Below are 14,161 nucleotides of genomic sequence, written 5' to 3'. Positions count from 1 at the left end.
TTCTGGTTCCGTCACAGGTGAACCATCAGAGCATCTTTGCCGCAGCACGTCCCGCTGTTCGTCCAGAAAAGATGCAGCCACCAAGGAAAGTTCCTTCTAGCGCATTATAGCCATGATAACCGCCGCCGCCAAAGCCTGCTGCTTCGCCAGCTGCATAAAGGCCAGCTACCGGCGCGGCGTTCTTGTCCAAAACCGCTGCGTTAATGTCAGTATGCAGTCCGCCCAGCGTTTTCCGGGTCAAAATATTAAGTTTGACTGCAATCAGTGGACCATTGGCTGGATCAAGCAAAGCATGAAGTGGGACAGCGCGGGTCAGCTTGTCGCCAATATAGGATCGCGCATTGTGGATGGCCATGATTTGCGCGTCCTTGGAGTAGCGATTGCTGACTTCCCGGTCGCGTGCTTCAATCTGGTTGCGGATATGTGTTGCATCCAGCAGCTCGCTGTCGGTTAGCTTGTTCATCTTGGCCACAAGCTCGTCAAGACTATTCGCCGTGACGAAATCCTCGCCATGATCAATGAATGCTTTGACTGGCGGGGGCGGGGCTTTGCCTAGTCTGCTTTTGATAAGCAGTTTCCAGTCTTTGCCGGTCAGGTCGGGGTTTTGTTCAGAACCGGAAAGCGAGAATTCTTTGCGAATGATTTTTTCGGTCAGTATGAACCACGAATATTCATGCCCCGTTGCGAGGATGTGCTTCAAGGTGCCGAGTGTATCGAAGCCGGGGAGGCAAGGTGAGGGCATCCTGTTGCCTTCCGCGTCGAACCACATGGATGATGGTCCCGGAAGAATACGAATGCCGTGATTGGGCCATATCGGATTCCAGTTTCGGAGCCCCTCCGTATAGTGCCACATGCGGTCACCATTGATCACATGCCCGCCAGCGGCGAGGGCGATGTCTATGCCGCGCCCATCCACATGCGCAGGTACACCAAGCACCATATTCTGAGGTGGATTGCCAAGGCGATCACGCGGCCATGCCTTGCGAACACGTTCTGGATCGCCGCCAATGCCGCCCGAGGTGACAATCACGCAATTGGCTGTAAGCTCGAACTGGCCCTCAACATCGCGTGATGATGATTGCCCGCGCTCGACGGTCGATTGCGTCAAGATATCACCGCGCACGCCGCTTGTTCGCCCATTGGTTGTTACAATCTCATTGACGCGATGGCGGCATTTGAGTGTCAGCAGGCCGCTAGAGATTGCTTCTCGCATAAGGCGCTCAAAAGGAGCCAACACGCCTGGCCCTGTTCCCCACGTTACATGAAAACGTGGAACCGAATTGCCATGGCCATGGGCCTGTCCACCACCGCGCTCTGCCCAGCCAACGACTGGAAACCATCGCATACCTAGACTGTGCAGCCAGGAACGCATCTCGCCCGCTGCAAATTGCAGATAGGCTTCTGCCCATTGTTTCGGCCAATGATCCTCCGGGCGATCAAATTGTGCAGATCCGAGCCAATCCTGGCGGGCGAGGTCGAGATTATCTTTTATGCCAAGACGTCGTTGTTCGGGGCTATCCACCATGAATAGGCCGCCGAGCGACCAGAAGGCCTGTCCGCCGATCGAATTTTCGCCTTCCTGATCAAGTAGAATGACCTTTCTGCCAGCACTTGTCAGTTCATGTGCTGCCACAAGCCCGGCAAGGCCCGCACCAATTATGATCGCATCCGCATTTTTCATACCCGCATCCTCCCTCACGGGCAGAGTGGCTTATGCAAATGCGGCTGGCAAGTGCCCGTCAGGCCGAGAGGAATGGCAGAACCCAGTCGGCGATCAGCTTGATTGAAAGACCGAAAAGCGTGAGCTGCACCAAAAGAAAAAACGGGCCATCTGGCATGATGCGTGTGAGCTTTGCGCCAACGAACGTACCGATAATAGCGGCAGGCAAAAGCCAGAGACCGAGTGACCAGTCGAGATTGGAAAACTGCTGCAACTGCCAGTAAGGGATGAGCTTAACCGCATTGACGATTGCAAAAAGAATGGTCGAAGTGCCTGCGAAGACCAGCTTTTCGAGATGTTGCGGCAGGACATACATTTGAAATGGTGGTGCGCCGGAATGCGAAACGAAGCTGGTAAGACCGGTTATGATTCCCCAGAAGGTGCCACGGGGAATATCGGCTTTGCGCGCCTGACGGCGGTACTTTGCGCCAAACCAGACATTGAAGCAGAAGAAGAGACCGACAAGCCCCACCAGCATTCCAATGAACGTGCTTGAAAGGTGCGAACTGAAGAACCAGCCAAGGCCGATGCCAACAATCGCGGCTGGCGTCAGGATCGCCAGATTACGCTTCGAAAAATGATGACGGTAGAGATAGAGACCGAACATGTCGCTTACGACATAGATCGGCAGCAGAAGCGCTGCTGCCGTTACAGGTGAGATCACCAACGCCATCAGTGGTACTGAAAGTGTGCCGACAGATGGTAAGCCACCTTTTGATAAGCCCACCAGAAAGGCTGCAACAACGGCTACTGTCATAAACAAAGGGGTATGCTCAAGCATTCAGGCAGTAACCGTTATTGGAATCAAACGATGGTTAAAGCTGTATTTATCAGCTATGCGCCCATTCCCAGTAGAGCGAACGCGCGCGCTTGGCTATAGCGCCATACTCGAGTTTACGTTCATCAAAACCGATGATCGGTACAACCTTGCTCAAATTGCCAGTAGAGAAGATTTCGTCTGCTTCGCGGAAATCCTGCACCGAGAGCGTGGTTTCATGAACGCTGACGCCTGCATGGCGGAGCAGTCCGATTACGCGCTGACGCGTAATGCCATTGAGGAAGGTACCATTCGGAACTGGCGTGAACACTTCTCCACCGCGCACCATGAAGACGTTGGATGTAGCAGTTTCGGCAACATTGCCGAGAACGTCTGTAACCAGGGCATTGTGAAAGCCTTTAGCTTTTGCTTCGCGTAGCATACGGCCGTTATTTGGATAAAGGCATGCGGCCTTGGCATTGACGGGCATCACTTCAAGATAAGGGCGACGGAAAGATGTTGTCGTGATGGTAAAGCCTTTTGGCTCGACCATAGGGATTGCTTCGAGACACAGCGCAAAATCTGTCGATTCAGGTGCGGCTGCAACCGTGCTGGTATCGCCTTCTTCGGCCCAGTACATTGGACGAATATATACGTCAGTGCCGGGCTCGAACTTTTTGAGGCCTTCGCGAGCCAAAGCTTCAATATCGTTGCTCTCAAGCGTTGGTGCCAGACCGAGCGCACGCGCTGAATCATTTGCGCGCGCGGAGTGGCGATCAAGATCAGGTGTTACACCTTCAAAAAGGCGAGCGCCGTCGAAAACGAGCGAACCAAGCCAGGTTGCGTGGGAGGCAGCGCCAAGAATACGAACATCGCCTTCATGCCATTCGCCTTTGTAATAGGTCCACATTGCCAGCTTCTCGGCCATCGTCTTCATCCTTCTTCAATCTCGTTGTCGTGCCAAATCCCGCGCAGGACGCTTTTGATTGACTGTTGGAATTTCAGGTAGAAGCGTGGGCGGGACATGAACGTGAGCCGTTATAGCACGTCACCCGAAACTGAAAACCAGTTTCGGGTTTGATATCGCCGTATAATAATCAATCCTTTGAGAGGATTGGGCTATTTCTCTTCCGCCAAGGCGGGTGATGGATCAGAAGTCGCTACTGCCGCCGGACCTTCCACACCGCGCTGGCGTTCGCGAACGAAAGTAAACAGGCCGGAAATTGTGATCAGGATAATGCCGATGAGCATCGGCAGATCGATATGGTCATGGAAAATGAAATAGCCGAATAGAATTGCCCAGATCATCTGGCTGTATTGCGGGGAGGCGATAGCGCTTGCCGGTGCACGCTGTGCTGCCAGCATCAGGAGAATATTTGCAAGGGCTGCAAGCAGTCCATATCCCGCGAGATAGCCCCATTGAACGGCTGAAGGTGTCTGATAGCTCGGGATCATTAATGCGCCGCAGATAAGAATCGGGCCGATAAGGCCAGCGGTATAAAGCGAGATACGCTTTTCCTTCTTACCCATTGCGCGAAAGATTACGATGCTGAATGCGCCGCCAAGCCCGCCGCCCAACGCGCCAAGATGACCGATAGAGAGTTCGCGAAAACCCGGGCGCAGCACAACAAGCACACCGATAAAGCCGATAATCACAGCTGACCAACGACGCCAGCCGACCTGCTCCTTTAGAAAGAGCACAGAAAGGATCGTGACAAAGGCCGGAAGCAGAAAGATGAGCGCAAAAGCTTCAGCCATAGAAAGATGTGTGAAAGCGACAACGCTTCCGATTACGCCCATAGCTGCGGTAAGTGTGCGAAGTAACCACAACTTTATATTTGTGGTTCGAAACATATCGAGCCACTCATCTTCGGGTTTCTTGATGAACGGTATGGCAAGCACACCCAAAATGGCACCATAAAAAGCGATTTCATATGGCGATAATGTGCCGTCGAGGAACTTGACGCAGGCGTCGCTTATCGCGAATGCAGCATAGGACGCGAACGCAAGAAAAATACCGTAAAGCATGGTGATATCCGCAAGGGGCTAGAGATAATCTCCTCCGCTGACCGGATTAATCGATTAAAGCGGCTTTTGCAAAAGACATTTGGTAAAAAAATCAAGAAATCGAGTTGCCGCTATCCCCTATGCAGTAGGCGATTGCGGCATTTTCAAGAAGAGGAGCTCTACCGAAAATGCATGCCTCATTTGCAATCATATCCGTGGTGGAATTTTATGCAAAAGACTATTTATGAGGCATCCAACGAGGAGAAAAGAAATGAACATTCGTCAGAAATTCCAGCAGTACGTTTCCCGTCGTCGCGCCCTTCGTGAACTAGGTGCAATGGACGACCATCTTCTTTCCGATATCGGCGTATCGCGGTCGCAGATCCAGAGCGCAGTTTTCGGTAAGTAATCACTGATGGTGCGGCTGATAATTGATCGCCCCGAAAGTGAAATTGAAATAATGTAACAAAGCGTCGGTGCTCCAGTCCCGGCGCTTTTGTTTTTGATAAGTATAGTTTTAATTTGATCTGCTGATTGGTTGTGAGCAGTCCGAATTTTTCAAAGAACCAGCGCCATTCTTATATGCCGCAGATCTATTCGCATTTATGTGCGCTCATCTCTAAGGTCAGCAATTGAAATTGATTCCGATTGTTCTGTCGCTTCAATCGCGACGCCTTTGCGCGGTCTCAAAGGGGCGGAAGCTCGCGATGGAAGCGATTTCTCAAAGATGCCAATGATCAATTGTTGACCTTCGCCGCCGCAATGATATCGAGGCTTGTAAACCGAAAACTATTCTGCGTGTTCATGCGAAACATATCTGTTTTTATCTTAATGTCGAGCATGCATTCAGATGGATTATATTCCTTGCGTGTCGGGTGGCTACACGGTTATGTGGCTGCCCAAGCCAAGAGGACTCGTCAATGCTTACTCTCATCATCAACGGTATATTGATCGGAATTGGTGCGACGATCGTGATGGACCTCTGGGCCCTCGTTCTATCGATGTTTCCGGGGCAATCTCGTCCCAACTGGGGGCTCGTTGGCCGTTGGTTCTGGCATTTGCGCGACGGACACATCTTCCATGACGATATCTCAGCATCCAAGCCTTACGCGCACGAAGTTGCGCTGGGCTGGCTTGGCCATTATGTCGTGGGCATCCTTTATGGCATCGTCTTTGCACTCTATGGCGGCGCCGAATGGTTTGCGAACCCAATTTTCTTCCCCGCATGGATGTTCGGCATTGTGACGGTTGCAGCTGGGTGGTTTCTGCTTCAACCAGGATTGGGAATCGGCTGGGCCGCATCGCGTTTGCCAAACGCGCGAAATGTCCGTATCCTCAATCTTGTTGCCCATACATTTTTCGCTTTGGGCATGTATGGAACCGGTATCCTATTGAAAGTAATTGTTTAATCCGAAATATTGACTTGAGAGTGGTGACTTAGACAGTTACCATTTTTGAAGCTCTTTCAAAAATTAAAGCCTGAATAAGTGACTGGCGCAGTTTTGAAAGTCAGTCCAAACTAAATCACGTTAATAAACAGGCATTCTTGCGGCAGAACTGTGTTTTTGATCGCGTTGGGTGTATGGGGAACAAATCCGCTCGCGTAAATGCGGCTGCGGCTAACAAATACGGCAATCGCAACAGATTGCACCGATTTCAACCGGCTGGTCGCAAGCAATTGCGCTCGGCTGTTTATTGGTGCCTTTCAATGCGCGCTTTTTGCCCTGGAGGGATCATGCTGGAAAAGCTGTTCAAATTGCAGGAACATGGCACGTCGGTGAGAACGGAAGTGATCGCTGGTGTGACCACCTTCCTGACGATGTCTTACATTATCTTCGTCAATCCTGATATTCTGTCCACTACGGGGATGGATCGCAATGCGGTATTCGTAGCCACCTGTCTTGCGGCAGCTCTTGGTTCGATTGTCATGGCGCTTGTCGCCAATTGGCCAATCGGCATGGCACCCGGCATGGGCCTCAATGCTTTCTTCGCCTTTACCGTTGTTGGCGCCATGGGTTTTTCCTGGCAGCAGGCACTCGGCGCGGTCTTCATTTCGGGTATCATCTTCCTGTTCCTGACGGTGACAGGTATTCGGCGTTGGCTGGTTGAAGGTATTCCGCATTCGCTAAGAAGTGCGATTGCTGCCGGTATCGGTATGTTCCTGGCGCTGATCGGTTTGAAGAGCGCAGGCGTTGTCGTTGATAATCCTGCAACGCTCGTCGGTCTTGGCGATCTGCGCGAAGCTGGTCCTCTTCTGGCGATTGCTGGTTTCTTCATAATTGCAGCCCTCGATGCGCTCAAGGTTCGCGGTGCGATCCTGATCGGTATTCTTGTCGTTACCATTGCGTCGATTTCGCTTGGCATTACGCAGTTTGGTGGCGTGTTCTCCGCTCCTCCAAGCCTCGCGCCAACTTTCCTGCAACTCGACATCATGGGCGCTTTGCACACAGGCATTCTGCACGTCATTCTGGTTTTTGTGCTGGTCGAAGTGTTTGATGCGACTGGTACGCTGATTGGTGTTGCCAAGCGTGGCGGTCTGATTGAGCCGGGCAAACAAAATCGTCTGGGTAAAGCGTTGTTTGCAGACAGCACCGCAATTCTAGGTGGTTCCCTGCTCGGTACGTCTTCCACGACTGCTTATGTTGAAAGCGCTTCTGGGGTTCAGGCTGGTGGTCGGACAGGTCTTACGGCACTCGTCGTCGCCCTTCTATTCCTCGCGGCGCTATTTATTTCGCCACTGGCTGGTTCTGTACCTGCCTATGCAACGGCACCGGCGCTTGTCTATGTCGCATGTCTGATGATGCGCGAACTCTCCGAAATCAAGTGGGACGAAATCACGGAAGCAGCTCCAGCCGCTCTTACGGCACTCTCCATTCCGTTCACCTACTCTATCGCCAACGGTTTGGCTTTCGGCTTCATCAGCTACGTTGTGCTGAAGTCTGTAACGGGCAAGGCTCGTGAAGTTCACTTGGCGACCTGGATCGTCGCGGCACTATTTGTGATCCGCTTCGCATTCTTCCCAGAATAACACGAAACGCCGGGGCAACACCCCGGCGTTTTTCTTTCTAGCCTAAGGGAGTTGAGGTTATGACACCGGATGAATTGAAACTGCTCGAAAAACTGATTGAGGTAGTCGAAAAAGACATCATACCCCTGACGGAACAGGGCGTTGCAGAAGGCAACAAGGTCTTTGGTGCAGCTCTACTGAACAAGTCTGACTTATCTCTGGTGCTTGCCGAAACTAATAATGAGACCGAAAATCCGCTGTGGCACGGCGAAGTCCATACTTTGAAGCGTTTCTATGAAATGCCTGAGCAGGGACGTCCGAATACGAAGGAAATGGTTTTCCTCTCCACCCATGAGCCATGCTCCATGTGCTTGTCTGCGATAACCTGGAGTGGTTTCGATAATTTCTACTATCTCTTTAGCCACGAAGATTCACGCGATGCTTTTTCGATCCCACATGACCTGAAAATTCTCAAGGAAGTCTTCACCCTGGAGCCGGGTGGATACAATCGCGACAACAGTTTCTGGCACAGCCATTCTCTTCCGAAGATGGTGGCTTCGCTTCCGGAGCCTGATCGCTCACGGCTGGAAAAGCGACTTGATGCTATTCGCACAAAATATGACGCAATGTCAGTCACTTACCAATCTTCCAAAGATGCCAACGCCATTCCATTAAGCTAATAAAAAGGCCGGATATCTGATGATATGCGGCCTTTCTCAGTATCAAATTCTGTCTAGTAGATTGCGCTTCTGCAGGTTCTGGATCAGCGCGCGAACACCGAAAGTCCATTCGGCGCAATTATCGGTGCGATCGACCCAGTTGACCAGTCGTCCAAGCTTAGGCGTCGAAATCTCCACCTTGTCTCCGATTTCGTGCGTAAATCCTTGACCAGCACCCCGACGATCTTTGACCGGTGCAAACATGGTGCCGAGGAAAAGAACAGCGCCATCCGGATACTGATGGTTGCGGTTCATCATCTGCCCGGCAAGGTTTTCCGGATCCCGGCTGATCGCCTCCATGGGGCTTTCGCCGGTCATTTCGAAGCCGTCAGTACCTGTTACTTTCAGCGACAGCTTGAGCTTACGCAAAACATCCATCGTAAAATTGCCGTCAAAGAGCCGGATAAATGGACCAATGGCGCATGATGCGTTGTTGTCCTTGGCTTTGCCGAGCAGAAGTGCCGAGCGACCTTCCACGTCACGAAGATTGACGTCGTTGCCAAGCGTTGCGCCAACGATACGGCCGTCAGATGCAACAGCAAGCACCACTTCTGGCTCGGGATTGTTCCATTGTGAAATTGGCAGAATGCCGACAGTAGAACCGCAACCCATCGAAGACATTGGCTGCGACTTTGTGAAGATTTCAGCATCCGGGCCAATGCCGACTTCCAGATACTGCGACCAGAGGCCCATTTCCTGAAGCAACGCCTTGACCTGTGCCGCCTTCTCAGAACCTGCAGCTACTCCGCGCAGACTGTCGCCGATGACAGGTGCAAGACGGTCGCGTACTTCACGCGCACGGCTTGGATCACCCTTTGCCTGCTCTTCAATCACACGTTCGAGCATACTGTCGGCGAACGTAACACCTGCAGCCTTAATAGACTGAAGATCAATTGGCGCAAGCAATTCACCCTTTTCGCCAGAAAGATAATCGTCAAGCGCACCAAGGTTAGCAAAACGGCTGATATCATTCAGCTCACCCACCAACTCCCTGCGCTCCAGCAGACCCGATACGGTTGCAGAAAGGCTGGAAAGATCATGCACATGGCCATTTATAACCAATACTGGGCAGGGACCATTTTCAGCCTTCGACCAGACGCGCCCAATGAGCACTGCCGACGCGCTGTCTTCAGGCAAAATGATGGACGAGTTCAGAGTATGCTTGTCTTGCACGGATATTCCTCCCGGTTTGTTCATTCAGATGCGATCGGATGGTTTGCGGCGCGGAGGCGCGACTATGTCCAAATCAGAGGAGGGTCATCTCCGTTGGTGCTGAAAAGTTCACAATCTAACTCCTCCGAAATTATATTGTAGGGTTGTCTGATAACTATATATTCAAAATTTGAAAACTCTTTTATGCGTCGAACAACGCAATTGGGATGAAATAGACCGCCCAACTGCCGCTTTTCGCATAGGTCAACCTCTTCTGCGAAGAGCGGTTGTCGTTGGAAGTGATGGAATTGAACACGGAGCAGCAAGGTGCGCTGAAGCACGCGCGCTTGGCATTGGTATCGTGCTTACTGATCCAGATGCGATGCAGCGTTTCTGCCGGGATTTTTCCGGCGACGTAGAACATAGGGCGGTTGCCGTGTTGCGTCCGCGGAGCACAGAAGAGGTCACGTTCGCAGTTAAAGCGTGCCGCGCGCTCGAACTTGGAACCATTCCTCAGGGCGGTGTATCTGATGGTAACAGTGATCGGGTTATTCTTAGTCTTGAGTGTATGAATCGCATCCGCCAGGTCGATCTTGATGATTTTTCAGCGATTGTCGAAGCTGGCTGCGTTCTCCTCGAAATGAAATGCCAGCTCGCGTCGCAGGGCATGTTTTTCCCGCTAGCGCTGGGAGCTCAGGGCAGTTGCCGTATTGGTGGCAATGTCAGCACCAATGCTGGTAGCGTGAATGTGCTGCGCTACGCCATGACGCGGGAATTGGTGTTAGGACTTGAGGTTGTTTTGCCGGATGGCTCAGTTTTCAATGGCCTTTCCACTATGCGAAAAGATAACCGCGGTATTGATCTCAAGCAGCTGTTTAATGGTGCAGAAGGCATTTTCGGTATTGTTACAGCTGTTGCAATCAAACTGATGCCTTTGCCCGACAAAGTCGAAACCGCGATGCTTGGGATCAATTCGCTCGAAGATGCGATTGCGCTCTATCGTCGAGCGGCGTTCAGTGCTGCGATTTGATGTCAGCCTTTGAATTCATGCCGCCGATGGCATTTACCCTTGCACAAGTGGCCATTCCGGATCTCGTCGCTCCATTGGGGCAATATCCCGCTTATGTGTTGATGGAGATTTCAGGCTCGGGTCCGGTCGATATTGCGGCCTTGATCGAAGCATTTTTGAGCGAAGCATTGGAAAGCGGTCTTGTGCTTGATGGCACCATCACTTCGTCGCGTGCACAAGCGCAAAACCTTTGGCAATTTCGTGAAGGAATGATAGAAGGTCAGGCATTGCGTGGTAAGCACCTTCGCACCGATATCTCTGTACCCCTATCAAAGCTCGCAGCATTCGTAGCGGAGGCAGAGGCAGAATTTTCGGCGGTTTTGCCAGAGTCCCTTGCGATTTCTTATGGTCATGTCGGTGACGGCAATGTGCATCTGAATGACATACCGCCAAACGACCTCGACCTCGCAATCAAGAGTAAGAAAATCAAACTCGCTAAAGAGACGGTCAATGCAGTTCTTGATCGCTATGCTGGCAGCATCAGTGCCGAACACGGCATCGGGCGCTTGAAGCGCGATGATTTCGACAAGAGGCTCGATCCTGTGAAAAAAGCTCTTTTATCAAGCCTTAAACATGCTCTTGATCCAAGTGCGCTCATGAATCCCGGATGTCAGCTTTCGCTTGACTTGGTTCGGGACTGACGACAAATCAGATCTAAGGAATACAGAAAAGGAGGCGGAACGTGTTCGGTGAAATCAGGCGCAACGAGCAACTTCCGGCCCGTATTGCTTCAGAGATTGTGCGACAGATAACTGAAGGCAGTTTTCTGCCTGGGCAAAAACTGCCGACCGAACACAATCTTGCACAGAGCTTCGGCGTTAGCCGTTCGGTCATCCGTGAAGCGATTGCCCAGTTGCGTAATGAAGGATTGATCGAAACGCGTCAGGGTGTTGGTGCATTCGTCACTGAACCCGACCGTCGCCAATCAATCCGCATTGAACCAGAAACACTTGCTGACAAAGATCATTTTCAAAGTCTGTTTCAGCTTCGGATGGCACTGGAGATTGAGGCAGCAGGCCTTGCCGCTGTGCATCATACAGCCGAAGACATGCATCGGCTTGACGCGGCTCTTGCCGACATGACTGGCCGAGCAAAATGGACGAGCGAGGGGATCGCTGCCGACCTTGCGTTTCACCGTGCGCTCGCAGCTGCGACTCATAATGAATATTTTCCGCTTGTTCTGGGCTTTGTAGCTGAGAGGATCAGTCTGGCAATTCGTGCTGCGCGCGCGCGTGCCGTGCTTGCAGAGATCGTTGAAATCACTATCGCAGAACATCAAGCGATCCGCGATGCGATTGCGGTGGGCAATCCACTCAAAGCGCGAGAGGTCATGCGCCAGCACATCGTGGGTGCAGCCAGCCGCGTCAATCTCAAGCTCGAAACATTTTAAGGACAATGAATTTGCATATCATCGTTATGGGTGTGTCCGGGTCTGGAAAATCGACGGTTGGCGAAAAGTTGGCAGAGGCTCTTCATCTGCCCTTTCTTGAGGGTGACAGTCTTCACCCAAAATCCAACGTCGATAAAATGGCGTCTGGCATTCCTTTGCAGGATGAGGACCGATGGCCGTGGCTTTATAAAATCGGCGAACGAATGGCCGCTGCAGAGCAGGGGCTTATTGTTTCGTGTTCGTCGTTGAAAAGGAGCTATCGGGATCGCTTGCGCGCAGCAGTCGGCGGGAAACTGGCTTTTTTGTTTCTCGATGGAAGCTTTGAAGTTCTGCATGAACATATGGGGCATCGTACTGGCCATTTTATGCCGGTAACAATGCTGGAGAGCCAGCTTGCCACGCTGGAAAGCCCTGTTGGTGAACCTTTGGTGTTCCGGGCCGATGTCGTCGATCCGATTGAGAAAATCGTCGCAGAAAGCCTTGAGTGGGTCCGCTCTACGAATGCTCAGTTATCTTAGAGGCCAGAAGAACATCAGTGCAGGCACAGTTACGAGTGCGATAATAATTGATAGCGGCAGTCCAAGCCTCGGATAATCGCTGAATTTGTAGCCGCCCGGTCCCATCACAAGCGTATTACACTGGTGTCCGATTGGTGTGAGAAAATCGCAACCAGCACCGATTGCCACCGCCATAAGAAAAGCTTCCGGTTTAAAGCCAAGGCCGGATGCAAAGCTTGTCGCAATTGGAGCCATCACCAGCACAGTTGCCGCATTATTGAGAAACGGCGTAACCATCATGGCCGTAACCAGAATAAGCGCCAGCGCGCCGGCGGGTGGTAGCTGGTGACCGATACTGGCCAAGCCTTCTGCAATCAGTTCAGTGCCACCCGTTGTTCTTAAAGCATCGGATACCGGGATAAGCGCTGCGAGCATCACCAGAATAGGCCCGTCAATCTCGTCATAGACCTCATTGATCGGTATGACCTTGAAAAGTAGCATCGCAACAGCGGCAGCAAAGAATGCCACGGCAACGGGAACAAGACTGAGCGCGGTAGCGCCAATGGCTACAATCAGGATTGCAAGCGGGATAAGCCCGCGCCTCACACTGCCAAGCATCAACTTGCGGCGAGCCAGTGGCAGCAGCTCAAATTCTGTCAGAAAGTTTGATAGGCTTGCCTGTCTGCCTTGCAGAACCACAACATCGCCAAAACTCAAACGCACTTCACTGAGACGTTCGGAAATACGCTGACCGGGACGACTGACCGCCAGCAGATTGACCTCATAGCGGGCGTAAAGATCCAACTGTTGCGCATTGAGGCCAACGAGCCGGGAATTGGTTCCGATCACAGCTTCAACCGTTTCGATTTCTGTGGAGCCGCTCGTTTCTGATGGGTTGCGGTTCTTCGACAGTGTAAGCTTGCCAGTGCTGACGACCGTATCTAGTGCTTTGGGATCACCTTCAAGCAGAACGACATCGTTCTCGACGATCACAGTATCGGGCAAAGGCGTAATGCGGCTGTTTTTGCGAATGATTGACGTCACCATAGCTTCGCCCTCGGCGGGCTTGATGAGATCGCTGATGCGCTTGCCGACGATGGTAGAGTTGGCAAGCACGCTTGCTTCTGAAGCGTAATTCTTGATCTTGATGGTTTCGTCGAGTGAAATATTTTCACGGCTGCGCTGCGGAACCAGCCAATAAAACGTAACCAGATAGACAAGCCCTACTGCTGCCAGAACAGCGCCGACTGGGGTGAAGTCAAACATTGTGAATGGCTCACCAACCATTTCACCTCTTATTCGAGAAACGACGATATTGGGCGAGGTACCCACTTGGGTCATCAGGCCACCAAGAAGTGCACCAAATGCCATCGGCATCAAAAAGGTAGAAGGTGAGACGTTGGAGCGTCGCGCAAACTGAAAGGCAACCGGGATCATGATCGCGAGCGCGCCGACATTCTTCACAAATGCGGATAGAACGGTCACAATGGCAACCAGAACCGCGAGCTGCAATCGCACGCTGTTTATATCCGGCAAAAATCGTTGCACGGCTTCCTGCATCAGGCCCGAACGGGCGACCCCAGCACTTACAATTAGAGCACTGCCGACAATAATGACGATATCGTCGCTGAAACCGGTAAACGCCTGGTCGAAAGGCACAACACCGACTGCGACTGCCAGCAGCAGTGAACAGAGAGCCACAATATCGTAGCGAAATTTGCCCCAGATAAATGCCCCCATCATGAGAATAATCACTGCGAAGGACAGTATCTGCTGATGGGTCATGTAATGCGCATTCCTCAGAAAGAGAAAAATATTCTACTTTGTGTAGCGCATAACAAAG

At 51.9% G+C, this 14,161-nt stretch carries 12 protein-coding genes and 1 pseudogene; 7 read left to right on the top strand and 6 right to left on the bottom strand.

What is annotated here, in order from left to right; translation table 11 throughout:
* Positions 1-25: 25 nt before the first annotated feature.
* From KMS41_15345 to KMS41_15330, 4 genes are all read right to left on the bottom strand, one after another.
* The gene (locus tag KMS41_15345; GenBank protein QWK78897.1) at positions 26-1,681 is read right to left on the bottom strand and encodes an FAD-binding dehydrogenase; all 1,656 of its coding nucleotides are present in this window, start codon (positions 1,679-1,681) and stop codon (positions 26-28) included.
* 58 nt (positions 1,682-1,739) lie between these two features.
* Complete coding sequence (locus KMS41_15340) at positions 1,740-2,501, bottom strand: sulfite exporter TauE/SafE family protein (GenBank protein QWK78896.1); 762 nt, start codon at positions 2,499-2,501, stop codon at positions 1,740-1,742.
* Between the two features lie 49 nt (positions 2,502-2,550).
* Complete coding sequence (locus KMS41_15335) at positions 2,551-3,405, bottom strand: branched-chain amino acid aminotransferase (GenBank protein ID QWK78895.1); 855 nt, start codon at positions 3,403-3,405, stop codon at positions 2,551-2,553.
* Between the two features lie 191 nt (positions 3,406-3,596).
* On the bottom strand, positions 3,597-4,505 hold the full coding sequence (locus KMS41_15330) for a DMT family transporter (protein ID QWK78894.1): 909 nt from the start codon (positions 4,503-4,505) through the stop codon (positions 3,597-3,599).
* A 250-nt stretch (positions 4,506-4,755) separates the two neighbouring features.
* On the opposite strand from KMS41_15330, the gene KMS41_15325 reads away from it, so the two are divergent.
* The 4 genes from KMS41_15325 to KMS41_15310 all read left to right on the top strand — a co-directional run bounded on the left by KMS41_15325 (position 4,756) and on the right by KMS41_15310 (position 8,171).
* Positions 4,756-4,893: a DUF1127 domain-containing protein gene (locus tag KMS41_15325; protein QWK78893.1), complete on the top strand. Its 138-nt coding sequence runs from the start codon at positions 4,756-4,758 to the stop codon at positions 4,891-4,893.
* Between the two features lie 511 nt (positions 4,894-5,404).
* Positions 5,405-5,893: a DUF2938 domain-containing protein gene (locus KMS41_15320; protein QWK78892.1), complete on the top strand. Its 489-nt coding sequence runs from the start codon at positions 5,405-5,407 to the stop codon at positions 5,891-5,893.
* Positions 5,894-6,219: 326 nt separating this feature from the next.
* Positions 6,220-7,512, top strand: coding sequence for an NCS2 family permease (locus KMS41_15315; protein ID QWK78891.1), 1,293 nt, complete (start codon positions 6,220-6,222; stop codon positions 7,510-7,512).
* A gap of 59 nt (positions 7,513-7,571) precedes the next feature.
* The gene (locus KMS41_15310) at positions 7,572-8,171 is read left to right on the top strand and encodes a nucleoside deaminase (protein ID QWK78890.1); all 600 of its coding nucleotides are present in this window, start codon (positions 7,572-7,574) and stop codon (positions 8,169-8,171) included.
* Positions 8,172-8,213: 42 nt separating this feature from the next.
* Here the strand turns inward: KMS41_15310 and KMS41_15305 are convergent, their stop codons facing one another.
* Positions 8,214-9,407, bottom strand: a complete 1,194-nt coding sequence (locus KMS41_15305; GenBank protein ID QWK78889.1) for a fumarylacetoacetate hydrolase family protein — start codon at positions 9,405-9,407, stop codon at positions 8,214-8,216.
* A 337-nt stretch (positions 9,408-9,744) separates the two neighbouring features.
* Here KMS41_15305 and KMS41_15300 point away from each other — a divergent pair.
* The 3 genes and pseudogenes from KMS41_15300 to KMS41_15290 all read left to right on the top strand — a co-directional run bounded on the left by KMS41_15300 (position 9,745) and on the right by KMS41_15290 (position 12,339).
* Positions 9,745-11,072 (top strand): annotated as a pseudogene (locus tag KMS41_15300) (FAD-binding oxidoreductase).
* A gap of 41 nt (positions 11,073-11,113) precedes the next feature.
* On the top strand, positions 11,114-11,821 hold the full coding sequence (locus KMS41_15295) for a FadR family transcriptional regulator (protein QWK78888.1): 708 nt from the start codon (positions 11,114-11,116) through the stop codon (positions 11,819-11,821).
* A gap of 5 nt (positions 11,822-11,826) precedes the next feature.
* Positions 11,827-12,339 carry a gluconokinase gene (locus KMS41_15290; protein QWK78887.1) on the top strand — a complete coding sequence of 171 codons (513 nt, stop codon included), beginning with the start codon at positions 11,827-11,829 and terminating at the stop codon, positions 12,337-12,339.
* Here KMS41_15290 and KMS41_15285 read toward each other — a convergent pair.
* Positions 12,331-14,103 carry an SLC13 family permease gene (locus KMS41_15285; protein ID QWK78886.1) on the bottom strand — a complete coding sequence of 591 codons (1,773 nt, stop codon included), beginning with the start codon at positions 14,101-14,103 and terminating at the stop codon, positions 12,331-12,333. The two genes, KMS41_15290 and KMS41_15285, sit on opposite strands and share 9 nt — an antisense overlap.
* Between the last annotated feature and the right edge of the window lie 58 nt (positions 14,104-14,161).

It is taken from the genome of Ochrobactrum sp. BTU1 (genome assembly GCA_018798825.1).
In the GTDB taxonomy this organism is placed as follows: domain Bacteria; phylum Pseudomonadota; class Alphaproteobacteria; order Rhizobiales; family Rhizobiaceae; genus Brucella.
Note: the sequence above shows the minus strand (reverse complement) of the source record. Positions and strands in the feature narration are given on the sequence as shown.